Here is a 21267-nt window from a genome sequence, read left to right as displayed (position 1 = left end):
AGTTAGCAAGAAAGGATGATTGGCATTGAGTCATCCACATGCGGATGATCCGCAGAAGCGGGAAGTACAGAACCGACGTACCTTTTCGTTTCGGTTGAACTTATTCTTTTTTATTACGTTTTTAATATTTACCGTGCTTATTGTAAGGTTGGCTATTTTGCAGTTCGTTGAAGGCCCCGCCCTGAAGGAGAAGGAGTCTCAGTTGGGATTTCGGGAAACCGCGATACCGCCGCTTCGGGGAACCATATATGATGCTTCGAATACGCGACTTGCCTATTCCACTGCATCACAATCGCTCTACTTCAATGTGGTTAAGAATTATGGGGATCCGAGCAAGAACATGACGGATGAGCAGAAGAAGAACCGTACTGAAGTAGAACAGCTTGCAAAGGATCTTGAGGAGATTTTCAAAAAGCTGGGCAGTCCGCAGGATAAGCCATTAACGGCAGAGGAAATCTTAAAACGAATGGACTTGGGTGGACGAATGAACTTTGTCTTCGTTCCTCGACTGATCAAGACGGGTTTGACGAAGGAAGAAGTCGCCTACTTCTTAGAGCATAAGGCGCAATTCAAAGGAATCGACATCGTCGAGGATAGTGTCCGCAACTATGATAAGGATACAATAGCCGTGCAGACGGTCGGTTACTTGAAGAAGTTCAAGGGCGTTCGCGAGCGGATGCCGTTCTATAAGGAACAGTACGAGAATCAGGAAAAACTTCCTACAGAAAAGGAATATCTGGAGTACGAGGATGTTGGTGTCGATGGCATCGAATTGATGTATCAGAACGAGCTGCGCGGTTTAAACGGGGTGAAGAAGTTCCCGGTCAACGTGGCGGGCCGTATTATCGGGCCGATGCAGCTGACGAAGCCGGAACGCGGCAATAATATACATCTAACGGTTCATCGCGACATTCAAAAGGCAACAGAAGAGTCCATCGTTAAAACGCTGGAGAAGATTCGCAATTCCTCAAACCGTACCGAGTATGCACCAAATGCACGCACTGGCTATGCGGTGGCGATGGAAGTGGACACAGGTAATATTGTATCGATCGCTAGTATGCCGGATTATGATCCGAACGTATGGCGGAACGGTCAAATTAGCAGTGAGGACTATGAAAAGATTCAGTATTTCATGGGTAACGGAGCTATTCGCGAGGTTTATGGACCATACAATGATGACAAGGAGCGCGGACGCCATCCTACGTCACTTGTATACCTGGGTTCTACAATGAAGCCATTGTCCGTTCTCATTGGTCTGAAGGAAAACCTGTTTGGCCCATGGACAGAATACTATGATAAGGGCTACGGGGAGTTCGGTCGCCGAGGTTATGAGACGAAGGTATGGAACTCGAGTCGAACTTCTTACGGTTATATGGATGCTGCTAAGGCCCTTAAGGTATCCTCCAACGCCTTTATGGTCGATATGATCGGTAAAAAGCTATTTTCCCTTTCTGACCGGAATGGATTAGAGTTATGGGATAAATATATGGATGCCTTCGGACTCGGCGTGAAGACGGAAAGCGGTATGCCTGGTGAATCCGCCGGATTGAAGGACTATCTGGTGGAGGCGGAGCGCAATAACGCACAGTCCGCACTCGTATATGCCTCCTTTGGACAGCAAGGGAAGTATACAACCTTGCAGCTTGCTCAATATGCTGCTACCTTAGCGAACCATGGCCAGCGCATTAAGCCGCAATTCGTAAGCAAAATTACGGATGGCGATGGCAAGGTAGTAAAAACCTTCGGACGTGAAGTGTTGAACGAAACAAAGTTCGACGATACGAACTGGCGCGTTGTCGAAGAAGGGATGTCCAAGGTTAACGTTCATGGCTTCGATGGTTTCCCTTACCCGTTTTACAGAAAGACAGGTACGTCGCAGCAAAGTATAGCGGGCAAAACATTGGAAAATGCGGTGTTCATCGCGTATGCGCCGGCAGATAAGCCGAAGCTTGCGGTTGCTGTTGTCGTGCCGGAAGGTGGATACGGCTCCTACGGAGCAGCGCCGATCGCGCGTGCTATGTTCGATGCGTACGATGAAGTATACGGTTTGACTGGAACGCCGAAGCCGAAGAATCATAATGCAGCTAATGAGTCTACGGATGAGAGCGGAAATAATCAATAAACGAAATGGGGTTCATGCGTTTGGACAAAAGCTAGAAGTCCGAACGTATTGAACCTTTTTTTAAGACTTTTTCATATCGTACATGGTGTCACCGATGGAGGCATACACTGCATACGATAAGGAAAAGTCTTTTCTTTTTGCAAAAATGATTATTTGGGGAAAGAATTTTTTTTATACAAAAATAGTTGCATTGAGGAAACATATTTGTGTATATTAAACATGATCATTGATAAACGTAATCATTACAAAAAGTGGCAGGTTATCATATGGGAGGGACAAAAGATGGCGAAGACAGTGGTAAGACCGAATGGAAAATTCAAAATGAACTCGGCGTTAAAGCGATTGGTGATGACCATATTGTTTTTGAGCGTCGCTTTAGGTCTGGCTGCGTGCAGCAGTACAAGCGAAGGCAAGAAGGAAGATGTAAATAAGCAGGATACAAATCAGTCGATTCAGGTAACGACTACAATTGGAATGATCGCCGATGCAGTGAAGGAAGTGGGCGGTGAGCGCGTTGATGTGATTGGTCTGATGGGACCAGGGGTTGATCCTCATTTATACAAGGCATCGCAAGGGGACATTAAGAAGCTAGATGATGCGGATATCGTATTCTACAATGGCTTGCATTTGGAAGGCAAGATGGTCGATATTTTGGAGAAAATGAGCGGCAGCAAGACGACGGTTCCTGTCTCCAAAACGATTCCAGAAACTGAGCTGCTGGCGGATCCGACATTAGCTCAATCGCATGACCCGCATATTTGGTTCAACGTACAAAATTGGATCAAGGCGACCGAGGTCATCCGTGACACGCTAGTTGAATACGATGCAGCACATGCTGAAGCATATAAGCAGCGGGCAGAGGCGTACGTAAACAAGCTGCAGGAGCTTGATGCGTATGTGCACAAGCGGATAGCAGAAATTCCGGAAGGCAGCCGTGTGCTCGTTACTGCACATGACGCGTTTGGATATTTTGGCAAGGCATACGGTATGAAGGTTATGGGGCTTCAAGGAATTAGTACAGCATCTGAGTATGGAAGTAAGGATGTATCCGATCTTCGCGATTATCTGATAGACAATAAGATTAAGGCCGTATTTATTGAATCCAGCGTGCCGAAGAAGGCGATTGAAGCGGTCATTGAAGGAGCGAAGAAAAAGGGACATGATGTCGCCATTGGCGGCGAATTGTTCTCGGATGCAATGGGCGAGCCTGGAACAGAAGAGGGTACTTATATTGGCATGGTTCGCTTTAACGTCAACACGATTGTGGATGCGCTGAAGTAATGTACATAACTTCAATTGGATAACGCAGCAGGAGAGGAGCGAATAAGAATGAAAGAGAAGGGGAACTCGCCGCTTCGCGTGAGCGGCTTGACTGTGGCCTATCAGAAGAAGCCAGTTTTACGCAATGTGAGCTTTACGATACCGGAGGGCAATTTGATTGGTATTATTGGACCGAACGGTGCAGGAAAATCGACACTTATCAAATCCGTCCTCGGTCTGATTCCTAGAGTTAGCGGAGAGGTGAGCATATTCGGCAAACCTTATTCGGAAAGCCGCAAACGGGTAGGCTATGTCCCACAGCGTGAATCTGTGGATTGGGACTTTCCGACGAATGCACTTGATGTCGTAATGATGGGCCGCTACGGTCACTTAGGATGGTTCAAGCGTCCGGGGGCGAAGGAGAAGGCGATCGCGCTGGATTGTTTAGCAAAGGTAGGGATGGCGGACTTTGCGGATCGGCAAATTAGCCAGTTGTCCGGCGGTCAACAGCAGCGTGTATTTTTAGCAAGGGCGCTTGCCCAAAATGCGGATTTATACTTTATGGATGAGCCGTTTGTCGGTGTGGATGCGATGACGGAGAAGGCAATCATTACGTTATTAAATGAATTGAAGCGTCAGGGAAAAACCGTTCTCGTTGTTCATCACGACTTGGCAACGGTGAAGGAATATTTCGACTGGGTGATGCTGCTGAATGTGGAATTGGTTGCATGTGGAGAAACAGCGAAAATATTTAACACAAGCATGCTGCAGCAAACCTATGGCGGCAGACTTACCGTGCTGGATCAAAATGCGGGCGCCGTCATGGTAGGATCGAGGTGAGTACAATGTTCGGAATATCTTGGGATATACTGCGCGATCCGAATACGCAATGGATACTCGTTGGCTGTTTGCTGCTCGGTCTGATGAGCGGCATCGTCGGCAGCTTCGCTTACTTGCGGAAGCAGAGCTTGGTTGGAGATACACTCGCCCATGCTGCCCTTCCGGGCATATGTATTGCTTTTATGCTGACAGGGGTCAAGTCACTGCCATTATTCTTCTTCGGCGCTTTTTTGTCCGGGATGCTGGCGACAGCGGGGATTTCGGTTGTGACGCGCTATACGCGCATTAAAGCGGATGCGGCAATGGGCATCATGCTGTCGGTGTTCTTCGGTGTAGGCATTGTATTGCTGACGCAAATTCAGCATTCCAGCTATGGGAACCAAAGCGGACTCGACAAGTTCCTTTTTGGACAAGCGGCCTCTATGATACAAAGTGATGTGTACACAATGGCGGGTGTGTCGGTGTTAATCATTGTTGCATGCAGCCTGTTGTTTAAAGAGTTCAAGCTGCTTAGCTTCGATCCAGGATTTGCGCGCGGGCTTGGGTTTCCGGTCGGCGTACTGGAGCAGCTGCTCATGTTATTTACCGTAATTGCTGTCGTTGTTGGCATTCAGGCGGTTGGCGTTGTGCTTGTTGCGGCACTGTTGATTACGCCTGCGGTATCTGCGCGCTATTGGACAGATCGGCTCGGATTGATGGTACTGCTAAGCGGGTTGTTTGGAGCGGTCAGTGGTATTATCGGTACGCTAGTTAGTACGACGACGAGCAATTTGCCTACTGGCCCGCTCAGTGTATTGGCTGCTACCTTTGTTTTCTGCTGCTCGGTAATAATCGCACCGCGCCGCGGTGTGCTTGCGAAATGGATTCGTCGAATCCGCAATCATCAAACGATTCGGATGGAGGAGCGAATCCGTCTGGAGGAGACGGAACCTCGATTGCGAAAGGAGGCGTCTCTGTGACAGACCTATGGATTATACTAACCGGAGCGCTAGTGGCTGCAACTTGCGGCATATTGGGCTGCTTCCTTGTACTTCGCAAAATGTCGATGATTGGGGATGCAATTAGTCATTCGGTTCTCCCGGGCATCGTCATTGCATTCATAATGAGCGGCTCGCGTGACTCATTCATCATGCTGCTTGGCGCATCCGCAGTAGGATTACTAACTGTATTTCTTATTCAGCTGTTCCAGCATAACGGTGTCCAATCCGATGCATCGATCGGTGTGGTGTTTACCGCATTGTTCGCGGTTGGAGTGGTGCTCGTAAGTTTGAATGCACGCAATGTGGATCTGGATTTGGATTGTGTCCTTTTTGGTGAAATTGCGTATGTTCATTGGAATACGATGACTTTGTTCGGCATTGACATTGTGCCAAAGGCAGTGTGGATACTCGGCTTTACACTGCTTGTGATTTTGCTCGTTATCGGGCTGTTCTATAAGCAATTCAAAATATGTGCTTTCGATCCGGCGATGGCCATTGCCTGCGGCATTCCGGTCGCGCTGTTCCACTATTTACTGATGGGGCTCGTGTCCATGACGACGGTGGCTTCATTTGAAAGTGTGGGTGCTATCCTTGTCGTCGGCATGCTTATCGTCCCGGCTTCTACGGCCTACTTGCTGACAGAGCGCCTGAGTCTCATGATTATGTACAGTGTGGCGATTGGGATTATATGCGCAATTGCGGGATACTATTTGTCCTCCTTGTTGGATGCCTCAATTGCAGGGATGATGGTAACGGTGGCTGGTGCATTGTTCGTGCTTGCCTTTGTGTTGTCCCCGTCTCACGGCATGCTTGCTCGACTGCTGAAGCGCCGCCGCATAGCTGAGATGACGGCAATGTAGCTGCCTGTAGACACCCCCTTGCTCCTGAATTCGGAGATGGGGGTGTTTTTGTTATATTCGCAAGAAAAAGAGTGCCTGAATCGACACAGGTGAAGGAAAGGAATTCTTTGTTGTAAATGCCTCCGTATGATACAATGTCGTTATGCAAATTTTGTGCATGACAATGAATGACATTAGTGTTACAAGCTTCGACAAATAACGAATCACAACTCGTCTGAAGCAGACGCATCAGGGACAGGAGTGACGGATGAGATGACTAAATATAAACTATTGGCTCTCGATATGGATGGAACGGTATTGGATGATGATCAGCGAATTTCGAAGGAAAATTCCGATGCAATTCGCAGTGCTTGCGACGCGGGAATAACGGTTATGTTCTCCACTGGCCGTGCGTTCGTTAACGCACTTCCTTATGCGACAGAACTGGGATTGGATTCTCCCATGATCACAGTGAATGGAAGTGAAGTGTGGAAAAATCCTCGCGAATTGCACTTGCGCCATCTTTTGGATCGCGAAGCCATCAAGCGCATGTACGCGATGTCTAAAGAGCATGATGTCTGGTTCTGGGCATATTCGACGGAACGGCTGTACAACAAGGAGAATTGGGGAGCGGATATTGAAGCGGAGGAATGGCTCAAGTTCGGTTACTTTACAAAAGACGATCATGTGCGCGAAATACTCTGGCGCGAGCTGCGTGCCATGGGAGGCTTGGAATTGACGAATTCCTCGCCGCATAATATTGAGATTAACCCTGCCGGCGTTAATAAGGCGACAGGGATACAGACAGTATGCGAGCTTATAGGCTGCGACATATCCCAAGCGGTTGCTGTAGGGGATAGCTTGAATGATATGGCGGCAATTCAAGCCGCTGGGCTTGGTGTAGCAATGGGAAATGCGCAGGACGAAGTAAAGCAATCTGCGGATGTCGTCGTACGAACGAACAACGAGCATGGTGTTGCTCAAGTGATTAAAGAGTATTTGCTGTAAAAGGTTGTTCACGAGCGGTTATCCTCGTGCAAGGTGGTGGAACGGATGGTTATTTTTGGTTGGATTAGTGTGATTGTGTTGTTCCTTGTCGGGATGGCAGGGGCAATTTATCCGATTTTGCCTGGTGCGCTGGCAATTTATGCAGCATTCTTTGTGTATGGACTATGCATTAGCTTTGAACCATTCGGATTCTGGTTCTGGACGATTCAGACGCTGATTGTAGCCGTGCTGTTTATTGCCGACTACGTTGTCAATGCTTGGGGCGTCAAGCGGTTCGGAGGCTCAAGAGCATCGATCATCGGAAGTACGATAGGGGTCATCATTGGCCCATTCGTCATTCCGGCGTTCGGTCTTATTCTCGGGCCTCTCTTAGGCGCGTTCATCGGAGAGATCATAACAGGAGCGAGTATGGAAAGATCGACAAAATCAGCCATCGGGGCGGTTGTCGGTCTATTTACAAGTATTGTCGTCAAATTTGCGCTGCAAATCGTGATGATTGTCCTGTTCTTCCTCTGGTTGTTTGTGTTCTAATAGTAAAAGTTCCATAAGACGGCTGCTGTCTGAATGAGACAGGGCTTGTCTTATGGAGCAGCTTTTTCCTTCTTTATGGTGAAGGTATAGTGGCAGCTGCCACGATGAATAGAAATGAATGAAGTATGTTCGGACTGATAAGGATGCGGGCTAGCATACAGAAAGAAGGGAAACGTTTGGCAAAGGAATCATTTATTAAAGGAACGCTCATTATTGCAGCGGCTACCCTCGTCGCTCGCGTCTTAGGGCTATTCCAGCGCGTTCCGCTTGAGCATATGCTCGGTTCTGTGGGTAACGCCTCTTTTGCTGCCTCACAGACAGTCTATTTGATGATACTTGCAATAGCGACAGCGGGTATCCCGAGCACATTAAGTAAGATGGTATCCGAACGCTATGCGCTGAACAAGGTGCGCGAAGCAGAGCGGGTCTATTATGCTGCACTGCTGTTCGGTCTCATATCTGGTGTGATCACAACCTTGCTGCTCATCGCGTTTGCAGGCGTGTATGCGGACATGATTCAATTGCCGGAAGCCGCACTTGCTATTCGCGCACTGGCCCCAGCGCTGCTGCTGTTCCCGGTCATTGCCATGATGCGCGGCTATACACAAGGACGCAATATGATGCAGGCAAGCGGTGTATCGCAAATTGTAGAACAGATTTTGCGTGTCTTTACGGCGATTGGCCTTGCTTATATATTGATGAGTACGGGGCAGACCCAAGATTGGATCGCAGCTGGAGCTTCCTTCGGCGGAGTATTGGGAAGCATTGGTGCCTTCATCATTATGCTGTATTACTTGCGCAAGCTGCGGCAGGCAGATCGCGAAGCGGGCGTGCGCGCGCGGCGCAGAGGTGCGAAGAAAGTACCGCTTACTGATATTTTCCGTTCCATTTTTGCCATGTCCGTACCGATTGTATTATCATCGCTTGCCGTGCCGGCTGTTAACTTTATTGATACTTCTATAACGATCCCATTGCTGAATCCAGAAGTAGGATTAGATGAGGCGAAGCATCTGTATGGTATCCTGGGTCAGCGCGCACAATCGATCGCTGGCATTCCGCCAATACTGGCGATAGCGTTAAGCACGTCGCTCATCCCGGTTATTTCCGCGGCTTTCGCAAAGCGGGATATGGTTCACTTGAAGCGGCAGACAACTCTGGCGATGCGAATTTCTGTATTGAGCGGCATGCCGATCGTATTGGCATTATCGGTAGCGGCATACTCCGTGAACGGCTTCCTGTTCAGTACGTTGGACGGCGCAGGAATTATCGCGGCATTAACGCTCGGCACGATTTTCCAGATAACGATGATGACGTCAAGCTCGATTCTAATTGGTCTTGGCAAACCTTATATCGCCATGATCAGTGTAACATTAGGTATTATTATCAAGCTTATTGCCAGCTTCTCGCTTGTTCATTTCTTCGGCATTTACGGAATTATTGGGGGAACTGCATTAAGCTTCCTGCTCATTACGTGGCTCAATCTTCGTGTCATGAAAAAGGTTGTTCCGTTTTCCGTGCTGGGCAATAGCTGGATAGGCTTCCTGCTAACAATTGTGCTGTCAGGTGGAGTCGGGTATGCCTGCGAATGGCTGGGAGAGCAGTTGGTAAGCATATTGCCGGCTAAGCTGGCCTTTATGTTCACCGCTGGAATCGTAGCTGTCGTGGTCGTGGCCTTATTTGTAATTGGGTTAGTTGCCTTCCGTGTAATTCGACATGATGAATTGTCTGGGTATCCGCGTGCGGTTCAAAAGGTACTACGACCATTAATGAGATTGCAGGGAGAACGAGGATAGTCCATATTCATTTATAAAAGCATGATAAGCCCATTGGGAGGAATGTGCATATTTTGTACATCGCTCCCAATGGGCTTTTTTATATTTGGCTTTGTTCACGAGACTGCAAACCCTGCTATTTTAAGCCAAAAGAAGTTTGGTGTGAATTACCATGCGCTGATTTTGTAACAATGTATTAATCTTTTACCGTTTTATACCGATATACCAAACGTATTTTGCCAACGAGAATCGGTAAAGGAGAGTCAGCATGAAGAGGACTTTTCAATGGACTGCAGGAATACAACGTTCCTTGCACAAAAAGATAATATGCTTGCTTGCACTATTTATTGTCGTTCCGACGATCATTCTTATTATTATCCTAACAGGAACGGCAGCTAGCAATACGAAGGACATGTTCTACAATCAAGTGAATGAGGCTACCGAATCAATTGTCGGCATGTTGGATGATATGTATGATTCGAATGCCTATACGGTGAACAGCCTGGCTGAAAGCATTAGCAAGAAGTCGCAACAGAAGGACTGGATTCGTGAGCGGATGCTGGATACTGCCAAAGATATTGACAATATCTATGCGGCATATGTCTTCGTAAATAATCAATACATACACAGTTCTAATGACAGTGATGAGACGATTGATGCGAAGAAGCGGGGCTGGTATCAGCAGGCAATGAATAACGGCGGCAAAGTCATTGTAACAAAGCCGTATCGCGATGCGATAACGAATGATTTGGTCGTTACGTTCGCTCAGGAGCTCCCACAGAAGAACGGGGTTGTTGCCATTGATGTGGCAATCGATCGGATTAACAAGGCCGTAGAGAGATACAAAGTAGGAAAAAGCGGTTATATCAGCCTTGTCGACAAGGATAATCAGGTCGTAACGCATCCGGTATACAAGCAGGGAACGGTTCTGGATGAGGCAACATATGGTGAATTGGTAACGGCAAACGACCACGGTTCTTATAAGTCGAATGCGGCTGGCCGCAATGAGTTCGTCAGCTACGATAAACGGAACAAAATGGGATTAAACATCGTATCTGTTGTCGCATTGTCGGAAATTAACAGTCAAGCGAATAACATTTTTCTCATCGCTTCGATTTTCCTTGCGGTGCTTATTGCTTTAATGGGATTATTTTTATGGCGATTTGTAACGAGCATAATTCGTCCAGTTGTACGTGTACAGCAATTGACGGAACGAATTGCAGCAGGCGACTTTACAGAGCGGATTAAAGAATCGAATCGCAGTGATGAGATTGGCAGTTTGGAGAAAAACTTCAATCGAATGGCGCAGTCTTTGACCGATGTCTTGCTGCGTATTCGCGAAGTATCCGAGACAGTTGCCGCTTCTGCTGAGGAGCTTTCTGCTAATACAGAGGAAAATGTAGCTTCCCTGCAGCAGGTTGCAGCTTCTTATCAAGAGGTGTCAGCCCAATCGTCACTATTGAATGATAGACTGAAGGTAGTACGATCCGATGCCCACCAATCAGGAAGACAACTGAAGGAAGTTGTTGAGCTGGTAAGTCTGTCCTCCGAGGCTGCTAATGATATGAGTGAATGGGCAGTGCGAGGCGAGCAGGCATTGAGCAATGTACGCTCGCAAATGAATGCCATCACGGAGCATACAGAGCTGGCTAAAAATGAGACAGAACAGCTAATGGAGCAATCGCAGCATATTCGCCGCATTGTCGTATTCATTCAAGAATTGTCCGCGCAAACAAAGCTGCTTGCCTTGAATGCAGCCATTGAGGCTGCGCATGCGGGCGAACACGGACGGGGCTTCGCGGTAGTAGCTGACGAAGTCCGCAAGCTGGCAGAGCAGACCAATGAGGCTGCAGGACAAATTACAGGCATGATTCAGCATGTGCATGAGCGTTCTGAAGCAGTATGGTCTGCGATGCAGAACGGTTCAGCTTCCGTAGAGGAAGGTCAGCAGGTCACGAAGACAGTGACGAGCAGCTTTGCCGATATGTTCGCAGCAGTCGATGAAATGAACGTTCAGTTAACTCATATTGCTCAAATGAGCACACAGCTTGCTCAAGCTAATGGCACAATAGTGTCTTCGTTCGATGAAGCAAGTGAAATGACAAATACGACGCTGCTTGAGATGGAAAATGTAGCGACGGCGGGCGAGCAGCAAAATGCAGCCATGCAGGAAATGGCTTCGTACGCCAACCATCTTGCTACGATTGCCGATGATTTGCAGCAGCTTGCTGCTAGATTCAAGGCATAACTGTTGATATGGGGATCCCCTGATAATTGGAACGAGAATGAAATACTGCATTGATACGGCACCTGACTCGCTTTTGCGAGTCAGGTGCTTTTTGTTATTTCGAATGGGAAATCTGTTCCATGCAACTGATTTGTAACTGCTATCGCGTTTACTGGAAATGGTGGATATACAGGCTTGCGGGTGCACGATCCAAAATCAGGTTTCATGCACGGTCTAATGACTAATGGCATGTAATTCTGAGTTGTGAATATGTTGTTGACCTGCTCTAGCAAGCGTCAATCCAAGTCCTGAACGTGGGGTGGAACAGATGAATGAGGTGTGGATAGCGGGTGCAGCGCGCACCCCGATTGGATCGTTTCAAGGGAGTTATCGAGAGGTTACCGCAGTGGAATTGGGAACCATTGCGATTCAAGAAGCTTGCAGTCGCGCTGGCGTAGCGGGGGAACAGGTGGATCAAGTGTGGATGGGACAGGTGCTGCAATCTGGCGTTGGGCAGAATGGAGCACGTCAAGCTGCGTTGCAGGCAGGTATCCCGATTCATGCGCCTGCCGCAGGGGTGAACCTTGTCTGCGGCTCCGGCTTACAGACAGTCATGCTCGGCGTGCAGAATATCCGGACAGGAGATGCGGACATCGTTGTAGCCGGCGGCATGGAAAATATGACGCAGTCCCCTTACATTCTGAAGCAAGCGCGACAGGGATATAAGTATGGGCATGGCGAGCTATTGGATACCGTGCTGCATGATGGGCTGACCTGTGCTTTCTTAAAGCAGCCGATGGGCGTTACAGCGGAGCGGCTTGCTGAGCGCTATCAGATTACGCGCGACATGCAGGATGACTATGCGCTGCGCAGCCAACAGCGTGCAGAAGCTGCAATGCGTGCAGGGAAATTCGAGGCGGAACTGGTTCATGTTCGTGTGCCTGAACGCAAGGGAACGTACCGGATAGTGGACACAGATGAACACCCTCGCCATGGGCTGACACTTGAGGCGTTAAGTAAGCTGAAGCCCGCATTCATCGCGAATGGAACAGTTACGGCAGGCAATTCATCAGGCATCAATGATGGGGCCGCGGCAGTTGTATTGTGCAGCTCAGAAGCAGGTGTGAAGCGGAACCTGTCCCCGCTTGCTATTGTTCGCGGCTACGCTGCAGTTGGCGTGGAGCCGGAATGGATGGGGTTGGGGCCTGTCTCGGCTCTGAAAAAGGCAGTTGCGAAGGCGGGACTTCGCATGCAGGACATTGAACTGTTCGAGATTAACGAGGCTTTTGCATCACAGGTGCTGGCTGTTGCCGAGGAGCTGAGCATTGATACAGAGAACCTCAATGTGAACGGCGGGGCGATTGCTCTCGGCCATCCGATCGGCGCCAGTGGAACAAGAGTGCTCGTGAGCCTGCTTCATGAGATGGAACGGAGAAATGTGAAATACGGCGCGGCTGCGCTCTGCGTAGGAGGCGGTCATGGTGTCGCAGTCATCGTCGAACGGGGCTGAACATGAACGTCAAGTTCTCGGGCGATTCCTTGAACAAGGAGACAGCGCCGCATACTGGTTCGAGCATCGATGTGAGAAGACGCCGAATAAAATCGCAGTTGTAGATGTTCATACGGGGGAGCGGTGCACGTATCGGGAGCTTGCCCTTCGCGCAAGGCGGCTGGCTCTTGTCCTTCAGCATCATGGTGTCGGTGCAGAAGATCGCGTCGCTGTGCTGCTGCTGAATCAAGTGGAAATGGTGGATGCACTGCTTGCCTGCCGGCTGCTTGGATCGATTGCCGTTCCGATGAACTGGAGGCTTGCCGAATCAGAGCTTAATGAAATTGTACGCGATTGCTCTCCCAAGGTGCTGCTCTATGACGGAACTGATCCTTCGCTTGCTGTCATTTCTGAAGCTATTCAGGGGGATACAATTGAACGTTTGGATGTATCGATTCCGTTGTATGCACAGTCCGACGTTAGTTACGAGCAGCGTGTAAATGCAGGGGACAAGACTATGGATGAAGCTGCGGCAGAGATTGCCGTCGGAGTCTCAACAGTTGAGCATGTACAGCCTGGCGAGGCAATTGCGCAGGCCGCGATCCGCCTTGCCGATCCGTGGCTCATGATCTATACCGGAGGGACAACGGGGAAGCCAAAGGGGGTTGTCCTCTCACATGGCTCTGTATTTTGGAATGCGGCGAATACCGTGATCAGCTGGCAATTGAACGAATTGGACGTCACGGCAACCATCCTGCCCATGTTCCATACAGGAGGGATTAATGCGCTGACTCTCCCTATGCTTATGGCTGGGGGGACGGTTGTGCTTGTACGAAGCTTTCAAGCGAATGATATGGTTCGGCTCCTCCGAGAAGAGCGCTGTACGATCGTGTTGATGGTACCGACGATGTATCATCTACTTGTCCAATGCGACTCTTTTCAAAATGAGACGTTCCCGAATATGCGCACCTTCCTTTCTGGCGGAGCTCCATGTCCGCTCCCGGTGTATGAAGCATTCCATGCCAGAGGGTTGCCCTTCAAAGAAGGATATGGCGCGACAGAAACTGGCCCGAACAATTTCGTCATAGAACCGGGAGCAGCGCGGGCAAAGCCGGGATCGGTCGGAATGCCGATGCTGCTTGGAGAAGCCCGAATTATAGACAATGGCGGCTATGTGCTGGAAAAGGGGCAAGTGGGTGAGCTTGCACTCCGGGGTGGTCACTTGTTCTCTCATTACTGGAACAATCCCCAAGCTACAGAGGCAGCGATGCGGGATGGCTGGTTCTTGACTGGGGATCTGGCCCGAAGGGATGAGGAAGGCTATTACTATATTGTGGGCAGAAATAAAGACATGATTATTACTGGAGGCGAGAATGTGTATCCGCTTGAAGTAGAACAGATTCTCGAAAGTCACCCGAAGGTGCTGGAGGCTGCGGTGCTTGGGATCGCAGATCCGAAATGGGGCGAGGTTGTCGTGGCTGCGGTCGGTACGGGAGAAGCTGCGCAATTGACGGAGGAAGAGCTCAAGCAATTCTGTCTAGCGAGAATTGGAAAATATAAGGTGCCTAAGCGATTCGTTCTCGCGGAAGAGCTCCCGAAGACGGTGGTTGGCAAGCTTGACAAAAAGGAAATGAAGGTATGGTTTGGCGGTTGACCGAGGTCAGCCGCTCATTTTTTTGTAAAAATGCTTGAAGCGAATGCAACTATGATACAATAGTCAGGACAACATTGGAAAATGGAGGAATTGGAGGTTCTGCATGAAAGAAGGCCGCGTGCTGAAAATGAAATTAATGCCGCCCCCTCTGAAGAAGCAGCTGCTCCATCGTCCTCGCCTTGCCAAGGTATTATCCCGCATCATGGACTTCCCGCTTACAATATTGACCTCTGGCCCGGGATTCGGCAAGACGACGGCGCTCTCTGCCTATCTGCGCTCCTCGGACATGACGTATGCATGGTACGGAGCATCTCCTCAAGATAACGACTTCATCCCATTTGTTTCCCATATCATTTATACGTTGCGGCAGTCGGTTTCTGAATTTGGGGAATCGCTGCTTGCTGAGCTGCATAGCGGCGGAAATCGGAACAGCAGTGAGGACATCATTGCATTGGCGGATATTTTTTTGAATGAATTGGTATCGCTTACAAAGAAAACGGTGCTTATCATTGATGATTACCACCTTGTCGAGCCGAATACAAGCGTTGACGAGTGGATGCAGTATGTCGTGTCCTATTTGCCGGATTGCGACAAGCTGGGCATTGTCATCTCTTCACGCGCTAGACCGCAGTGGGATGGCCTTGCAGCACTGCGCATCCGAGGTCATGTGCTGGAAATCGGCAAGGAACAGCTTGCATTCAATGAAGAAGAAATTGATGTACTCTATAGTGATTATTATGGATACCCGCTTACTAAGCGGCAGCTTGAGCGGATATATAGACAGACGGAGGGTTGGATTATTGCAGTGCAGCTCATATGGCAGCGGCAGTTGTCTTCCAATGGCTCGCTGGAAGAGCTTCTGCGGGCGCCAAGAGATACGATGGAGGAGTTGTTCCAATTCCTTGCCTTGGAGCTGTTCCAAAAGCAATCCTTATCGATGCGCGCCTTCATGCTGGAGACGAGCATCTTTGACGAGCTTACAGGCGAGTGGTGTGATGCTGTATGCGGAAGAAGCGGGTCGCACGCGCTGCTGTCCGATCTATGCGGAGGCGGCTTCCTGACGGCAGTCGACGACAAACAATTTCGCTACCATGCATTGTTCCGTGAATTCCTGCTGGATCAACTCAGAAGACAGCAAGACCGATACGTATCACTGGCGAAGCAGGCGATCCACATTTTCGCGTCGCACAGCCGCTATGATTTGGCGATGGCGCAGGCAATGGTGCTACAGGATGCCGAGGAGACGGCGCTTCTGCTGCAGGATGGGGGCGAAGAGCTGATTCAGGGAGGTCATTTGGAATTTGTCCATGCATCCCTGCTGACGATTCCAGAGCGTACGATGCGCAGGCATCCTTATTTGCATGTGCTCCATGGGGACATCCTGCGTTACCGCTGCCAGTATGAGGAGGCCTCTGTCCAATATCGCATAGCGGAGTATGAGGCGGATAGTGCCGGGAATCGTATCGTTCAGATGATGGCGCTTGAAGGGCAGGCTCTCTTGTTCTTGGATACGATTCAGCCTGGCAAGGCAGAGCCGCTGCTGGAGCGAGCCATTGCACTTGCAGAGTCGCTTTATGGAGGGCGTGCTGCGCAAATAAATGGAATTGAAAGTGTTCACTTGCGAGCTTCTATCCATGAAGCAGGCAGGAAAGTGCGAACCGGGGAGTGTAAGCGTTTAGGTCGTTTATATACACTGATGGCTGAAAATATGCTTAATGCGGGCAGAGGTACGGAGGCGCAGCTCTGGTATGACCGTGCCATTCATATTCACACAGAGGGAAGGGACTGGCTGCTGGAGGCAAGGCTGTTCCTGCGTACAGGCAGGCTGCATAAGGCGAAGGCGAGGCTGATGCAGGCCCAGGCGATGGAGCAGGAGCAGGGCTCGCTGTTCCGTGGTCTAAGCTACCATTCGAAGACGCTGTCCCGCTCACATCGTGAGATCGACCTGCTGTTGTCGCTGATTAGCAGTATATGCGGCGAGCCGATTGCGGCGAAGCAGACTGCGGAAGCGGGGATGATGCAGGGCATTCGTCTCAAGGCGCCCTTCGTTGAAGCCTGCGGGTGGATGCGAATGGGGCATGCTGCACAATTGACCGGCAAGTATGATGCAAAAGTGGCTGGAGACTGCTACCAAGCGGCATTGTCCATTATGGAACGACTTGATGTAAAGCGCGGCAGTGCAGAACCGTACATGGGGCTGTGTCTGTTGTTCGGCCGGGCCCGTTCCGCCGATACGGCACTGCGGTACGGACATCACGCGTGGGAAAAGACGCAATATGCCAACGATGGCTGGCTTACTTCGCTCATTCGACTAAGCATGGGCATGGGACTGTTCAATGCGAATCGGTATGCAGAGGCAGAGGATGTATTCCGTGAGTGCAGCGAGCGCTTCCTTGCTTGCGGGGATGGATTCGGCAGTGCCGCCGTAGAGATGTGGCTGGCCTTATGTGCGTATCGGACAGGGCAGGACAGTAAGTTTGCGGTCGCAATGGAGCGCTTTTTGGCACGGACGGAGCGAGAGGGCTACGCTTTTCTTATTACGCGTCGTACTTTGTTCGGGCCTAGTGACACGCAGCAGCTTATACCACTGCTCATTGAGGCGGTTCGGCTTGATATAGGCCGCTCCTATGCATCTATGCTGCTGACAGAACTGGGATTGGATCAGCTTACGTACCATCCTGGATATACACTGTATATCCACACGCTTGGCAACTTCGCGGTTCAGCTTGGCGATATTGAATTATCCGACAAGGACTGGCAGCGAGGGAAAGCAAAGGAGTTGTTCCAGCTTCTTGTGACTAGACGTAATCGCCCGCTGACGAAGGAGGAATTATTGGAGTCGTTATTCCCCCAAGCGGAAGAGAAGGCGGCCAATCGGGACTTCAAGGTAGCGCTTAATGCATTGAATACTGCCTTGGAGCCGCATCGTCGCGTTCGTTCAACCCCGTATTACATCATTAGACGAGGAACGACCTACCAACTGAATCCGAACGCAGGGTGGATAATGGATGCGACTCGTTTCGAGCAATTAATCGAGCAAGGACTTGAAGCGGATGAAGCAGAGCAGGCGATTGGACTGCTCGAAGAAGGGCTCCTTCTCTATGAAGGAGACTATATGCCTGAACGGCGATATGAGGATTGGTGCATCGAGGAGCGAGAACGGCTTCAGGTGCTGTTCATGCGCGGGGCAGAAAGGTTGTCCTGCCATTATGCTGCCATGCACACGTTCGACAAGGCCATCCGATGGGCAGAGTCGATGGTAGGTAAGGATCGCTGCTGGGAAGAGGCATATCGGATTTTGATAGCTTGCTATTTGCAGATGAACAATCGCAATCAAGCTTTGCGCTGGTATCAGAAGTGCCGCAAGGCGCTGGAAGAAGAACTTGGCATTGAGCCAATGAAGGATATCCAAGCGCTTATTCTGGAAATATCGGGCGGGCTTCCCTATGAATAAGAGGGTACTGCTGCTGAATACTGCTTGTTTTACATGACTAGATAAAGCGAACAGCAAATGTGCAGCGAATGGTTACCCGATGCAACTCATTTGCAACTATACCCTCTTATGATGAATGAAAATGACTCGTAAGGGGGTTTTTTGGTGTCTATGAAACAACTATTCAATCGTGAAACAGGCAACCATAAGCAACAATCGCAGCGCATTCATGGCAAGCAGCCAGCGGTTCGCATACAGATGACAAGACTACTGCTGCTCAGTTTTATGTCTTTTCTCCTGCTGTTGACGGCTGCATGCGGAAGCAGCGGCAGTGAGGCAGGCGGGAAGACTGTGAAGCAGGAGAGCAATGAAGCAGCTTCGTCCGAAAATAAGAACAATCAAGGGGGAGAGAAGAAATCGGATGGGGACAAGACTCCGATTAAGATCGGCGTGCTTGCGTCGATGTCGGGAGCGCTGGAGAGCTACGGTAAGCAGACCGTGCGCGGATTCGAGTTGGGCATCGACTACGCAACACAGGGAACGAAGACGGTCGATGGACGATCCATCGAATTTATTGTGGAAGATACTGAAACGAAGCCGGATGCGGCAGTGAAAAAGGCCACCAAGCTGCTAGAAACGGATAAGGTGGATTTCCTTGTCGGATCATCCAGTTCAGGAGATACGCTCGCGGTTCTGCCGCTTGCTGAGGAATATGAGAAGGTCATGATCGTAGAACCTGCTGTTGCAGACAGCATCACAGGCGAGATGTGGAACAAATATATATTCCGCACAGCTCGCAATTCCTCGCAGGATGCGATCGCAGGCGCTGCAGCAATTGCGAAACAGGGCGTTAAAATTGCAACATTTGCACCTGACGGAGCGTTCGGCCGAGATGGAATAAAGGCGTTTAAGGAAGCTGCGATTAAGCTTGGCGCGGAAATTGTAGAAGAGCAATACGCTGATGCAACAGCTACGGATTTTACAGCGAACATCCAGAAGATTGTTAGTGCGAAGCCGGATTATTTGTTCGTCGTATGGGCCGGAGCGAATACCCCGTGGAAGCAGATCAAGGACATGAAAGTTACTGAGCAAGGCATTAAGCTGTCAACCGGTGCTCCAGATATTGCGGCTCTGAAAACGATGCATGAGCTGGAGGGTATGGAAGGCTTCTCGGTGTATTATCATTCCCTGCCTAACAATGAGGTGAACAAATGGCTTGTATCAGAGCATACGAAGCGATTTAATGGCGAATTGCCTGATCTGTTCACGCCTGGCGGCATGTCTGCGGCGATCGCAATCGTGGAAGCAGTTAAGAAGACAGACGGAGATACTTCGGCCGACAAGCTGATCGCAGCGATGGAGGGAATGACATTTGATGCGCCTAAGGGCAAAATGACATTCCGTGCGGAAGATCATCAAGCGCTGCAGACACTGTACGCAGTAAAGCTGGAGATGAAGGACGGAACCGATTATCCGGCTCCTGTGCTTATCCGTGAATTATTACCGGAAGAGACGGCACCGCCGATTCACAACAAACGTTAACAAGGAGGTCGGGACATGAGCGGAGCGGAGAACAAGCGCCATACAGCCGATTCGCTGCTTGAAAAAGGGACGAATAGAGCTGGCGGCTCCCATTCGTCCCCGGCTGCAGATACGATTTTGGCAACGACAGGACTGACGATTGCGTTTGGCGGGCATATCGCTGTGCAGGAAGTAGATTTAACGGTCGAGCGCAATCGTTTTAAGTCCATTATAGGACCGAATGGGGCAGGCAAGACGACGTTATTTAATTTGTTAATCGGGGAGCTGCGGGCAACGTCAGGTCAAGTTCGATTCGAGGGGCGCGATGTTACGTCGCTGCCCCCGTTTGAACGGACGAGACTGGGGATGGGCCGTTCTTTTCAGATTACGAATGTATTTCCCAATTTGACGGTTATGGAAAATGTCCGGCTGGCTGTCCAATCCAGACATGGCGTACGGATGAATTGGTATCGGTCGCTTCGAGCATACCGACAGTTCGAGGAAGAAGCACAGCATTGGCTGGATATGGTGCTGCTCGGGAGAAGGGGCGGCTCCACGGCGAAGCATTTGGCGCATGGAGAGAAGCGCAAGCTCGAGCTTGCGATGCTTCTGGCGCTTCAACCCTCTATTCTGCTGTTGGATGAGCCTACGGCTGGCATATCGGTAGAAGAGGTGCCCGCGATTATGGAGGTTATCCGTCGTGTTAAGGATGCCAAGGATCGCACGATACTGCTGATCGAGCACAAGATGGACATGGTGCTTGATCTGTCGGATTCAATCGCCGTTCTGTTCAATGGCAAGCTGCTTGCAGACGGGCATCCGGATGAGATTATGAACAATGAATTGGTACAGTCGGCTTACTTGGGAGGGTTGTATGATGACGCTGCTGCAGGTGAATGAAATTGAAACGTATATTGGACAGTTTCACATTTTGCAAGGAGTGACCTTTCAAGTGCAAGCTGGCGATATTACGGTTCTGCTTGGCCGCAACGGAGCAGGCAAAACGACTACTCTTCGCTCTATTATGGGATTGAATCCGGCATCGCGAGGAGAGATTCATTATAAGGGCGAGCGTGTAGATCGGCTTCCGACACATCTAATTGCCCACAAAGGGATTGGCTACGTTCCCGAAGATCAGGGAATATTCGCCGATTTGACCGTGGGAGAGACGATGCGAATTGCATTGCGGGGAAGCAGCGATCAGGCTGCTGCGCGGCTCGAATGGACATTGGAACTATTCCCGGATCTTCGGCGTTTCTGGAACCGCAAGAGCGGACTGTTGAGCGGGGGACAGAAGCAGATGCTGGCCATCTCGCGCGCCTATGTGAACGACAATGAACTGCTCCTCATTGATGAGCCCAGCAAAGGGCTTGCCCCTATTATGGTGGAGAAGCTCATGGAAGCCATCAAGCAGATGAAGGAGAAGACGACTGTGCTTCTAGTCGAGCAAAATTTCCTGATGGCGAGCCGAATTGGCAGTGCGTATTACATGATGGATGAAGGACGGATCGTGAAGGCGGGCACGATGGATGACCTGCGGCACGATGAGGAGACGCGACGGAAGTATTTGGGCATCGCATAACCGATCGCT

At 50.0% G+C, this 21267-nt stretch carries 15 protein-coding genes; all 15 read left to right on the top strand.

Features of this window, described 5'->3' with window-relative positions:
* The first annotated feature begins 25 nt into the window (after positions 1–25).
* The 15 genes from ACQ5BJ_RS22175 to ACQ5BJ_RS22105 all read left to right on the top strand — a co-directional run bounded on the left by ACQ5BJ_RS22175 (position 26) and on the right by ACQ5BJ_RS22105 (position 21258).
* Positions 26–2122, top strand: a complete 2097-nt coding sequence (locus ACQ5BJ_RS22175) for a peptidoglycan D,D-transpeptidase FtsI family protein (protein WP_163979446.1) — start codon at positions 26–28, stop codon at positions 2120–2122.
* Between the two features lie 282 nt (positions 2123–2404).
* Positions 2405–3403 carry a metal ABC transporter solute-binding protein, Zn/Mn family gene (locus ACQ5BJ_RS22170; protein WP_430112401.1) on the top strand — a complete coding sequence of 333 codons (999 nt, stop codon included), beginning with the start codon at positions 2405–2407 and terminating at the stop codon, positions 3401–3403.
* Positions 3404–3451: 48 nt separating this feature from the next.
* Positions 3452–4222: a metal ABC transporter ATP-binding protein gene (locus tag ACQ5BJ_RS22165; protein ID WP_005551128.1), complete on the top strand. Its 771-nt coding sequence runs from the start codon at positions 3452–3454 to the stop codon at positions 4220–4222.
* 5 nt (positions 4223–4227) lie between these two features.
* Positions 4228–5181: a metal ABC transporter permease gene (locus ACQ5BJ_RS22160; protein ID WP_289354791.1), complete on the top strand. Its 954-nt coding sequence runs from the start codon at positions 4228–4230 to the stop codon at positions 5179–5181.
* The gene (locus tag ACQ5BJ_RS22155; RefSeq protein ID WP_430112399.1) at positions 5178–6062 is read left to right on the top strand and encodes a metal ABC transporter permease; all 885 of its coding nucleotides are present in this window, start codon (positions 5178–5180) and stop codon (positions 6060–6062) included. The genes ACQ5BJ_RS22160 and ACQ5BJ_RS22155 overlap by 4 nt, the downstream gene beginning before the upstream one ends.
* A 252-nt stretch (positions 6063–6314) precedes the next feature.
* The gene (locus ACQ5BJ_RS22150; protein WP_430112397.1) at positions 6315–7049 is read left to right on the top strand and encodes a Cof-type HAD-IIB family hydrolase; all 735 of its coding nucleotides are present in this window, start codon (positions 6315–6317) and stop codon (positions 7047–7049) included.
* Positions 7050–7094: 45 nt separating this feature from the next.
* Positions 7095–7580, top strand: coding sequence for a DUF456 domain-containing protein (locus tag ACQ5BJ_RS22145; RefSeq protein ID WP_005551121.1), 486 nt, complete (start codon positions 7095–7097; stop codon positions 7578–7580).
* Positions 7581–7723: 143 nt separating this feature from the next.
* Positions 7724–9373: a putative polysaccharide biosynthesis protein gene (locus tag ACQ5BJ_RS22140; RefSeq protein WP_430112395.1), complete on the top strand. Its 1650-nt coding sequence runs from the start codon at positions 7724–7726 to the stop codon at positions 9371–9373.
* Positions 9374–9620: 247 nt separating this feature from the next.
* Positions 9621–11600 (top strand): methyl-accepting chemotaxis protein, encoded by a 1980-nt coding sequence (locus ACQ5BJ_RS22135; RefSeq protein WP_005551119.1) that lies wholly within the window; start codon positions 9621–9623, stop codon positions 11598–11600.
* 307 nt (positions 11601–11907) lie between these two features.
* Complete coding sequence (locus tag ACQ5BJ_RS22130; RefSeq protein ID WP_430112393.1) at positions 11908–13089, top strand: acetyl-CoA C-acetyltransferase; 1182 nt, start codon at positions 11908–11910, stop codon at positions 13087–13089.
* Positions 13058–14722, top strand: a complete 1665-nt coding sequence (locus ACQ5BJ_RS22125) for a class I adenylate-forming enzyme family protein (RefSeq protein ID WP_430112391.1) — start codon at positions 13058–13060, stop codon at positions 14720–14722. The genes ACQ5BJ_RS22130 and ACQ5BJ_RS22125 overlap by 32 nt, the downstream gene beginning before the upstream one ends.
* Positions 14723–14825: 103 nt before the next feature.
* Entirely contained in the window at positions 14826–18176 is a 3351-nt protein-coding gene (locus tag ACQ5BJ_RS22120) for a BTAD domain-containing putative transcriptional regulator (protein WP_430112389.1), read from the top strand.
* A 144-nt stretch (positions 18177–18320) separates the two neighbouring features.
* Positions 18321–19697, top strand: coding sequence for a substrate-binding domain-containing protein (locus tag ACQ5BJ_RS22115; protein ID WP_430112387.1), 1377 nt, complete (start codon positions 18321–18323; stop codon positions 19695–19697).
* Between the two features lie 15 nt (positions 19698–19712).
* Complete coding sequence (locus tag ACQ5BJ_RS22110; RefSeq protein ID WP_430112385.1) at positions 19713–20576, top strand: ABC transporter ATP-binding protein; 864 nt, start codon at positions 19713–19715, stop codon at positions 20574–20576.
* Positions 20554–21258 (top strand): ABC transporter ATP-binding protein, encoded by a 705-nt coding sequence (locus ACQ5BJ_RS22105; protein WP_430112447.1) that lies wholly within the window; start codon positions 20554–20556, stop codon positions 21256–21258. Before ACQ5BJ_RS22110 ends, ACQ5BJ_RS22105 begins: the two co-directional genes overlap by 23 nt.
* Positions 21259–21267: the final 9 nt, after the last annotated feature.

It is taken from the genome of Paenibacillus sp. B1-35 (assembly GCF_050474385.1).
Taxonomy (GTDB): Bacteria; Bacillota; Bacilli; order Paenibacillales; family Paenibacillaceae; genus Paenibacillus_B; species Paenibacillus_B alvei.
Note: the sequence above shows the minus strand (reverse complement) of the source record. Positions and strands in the feature narration are given on the sequence as shown.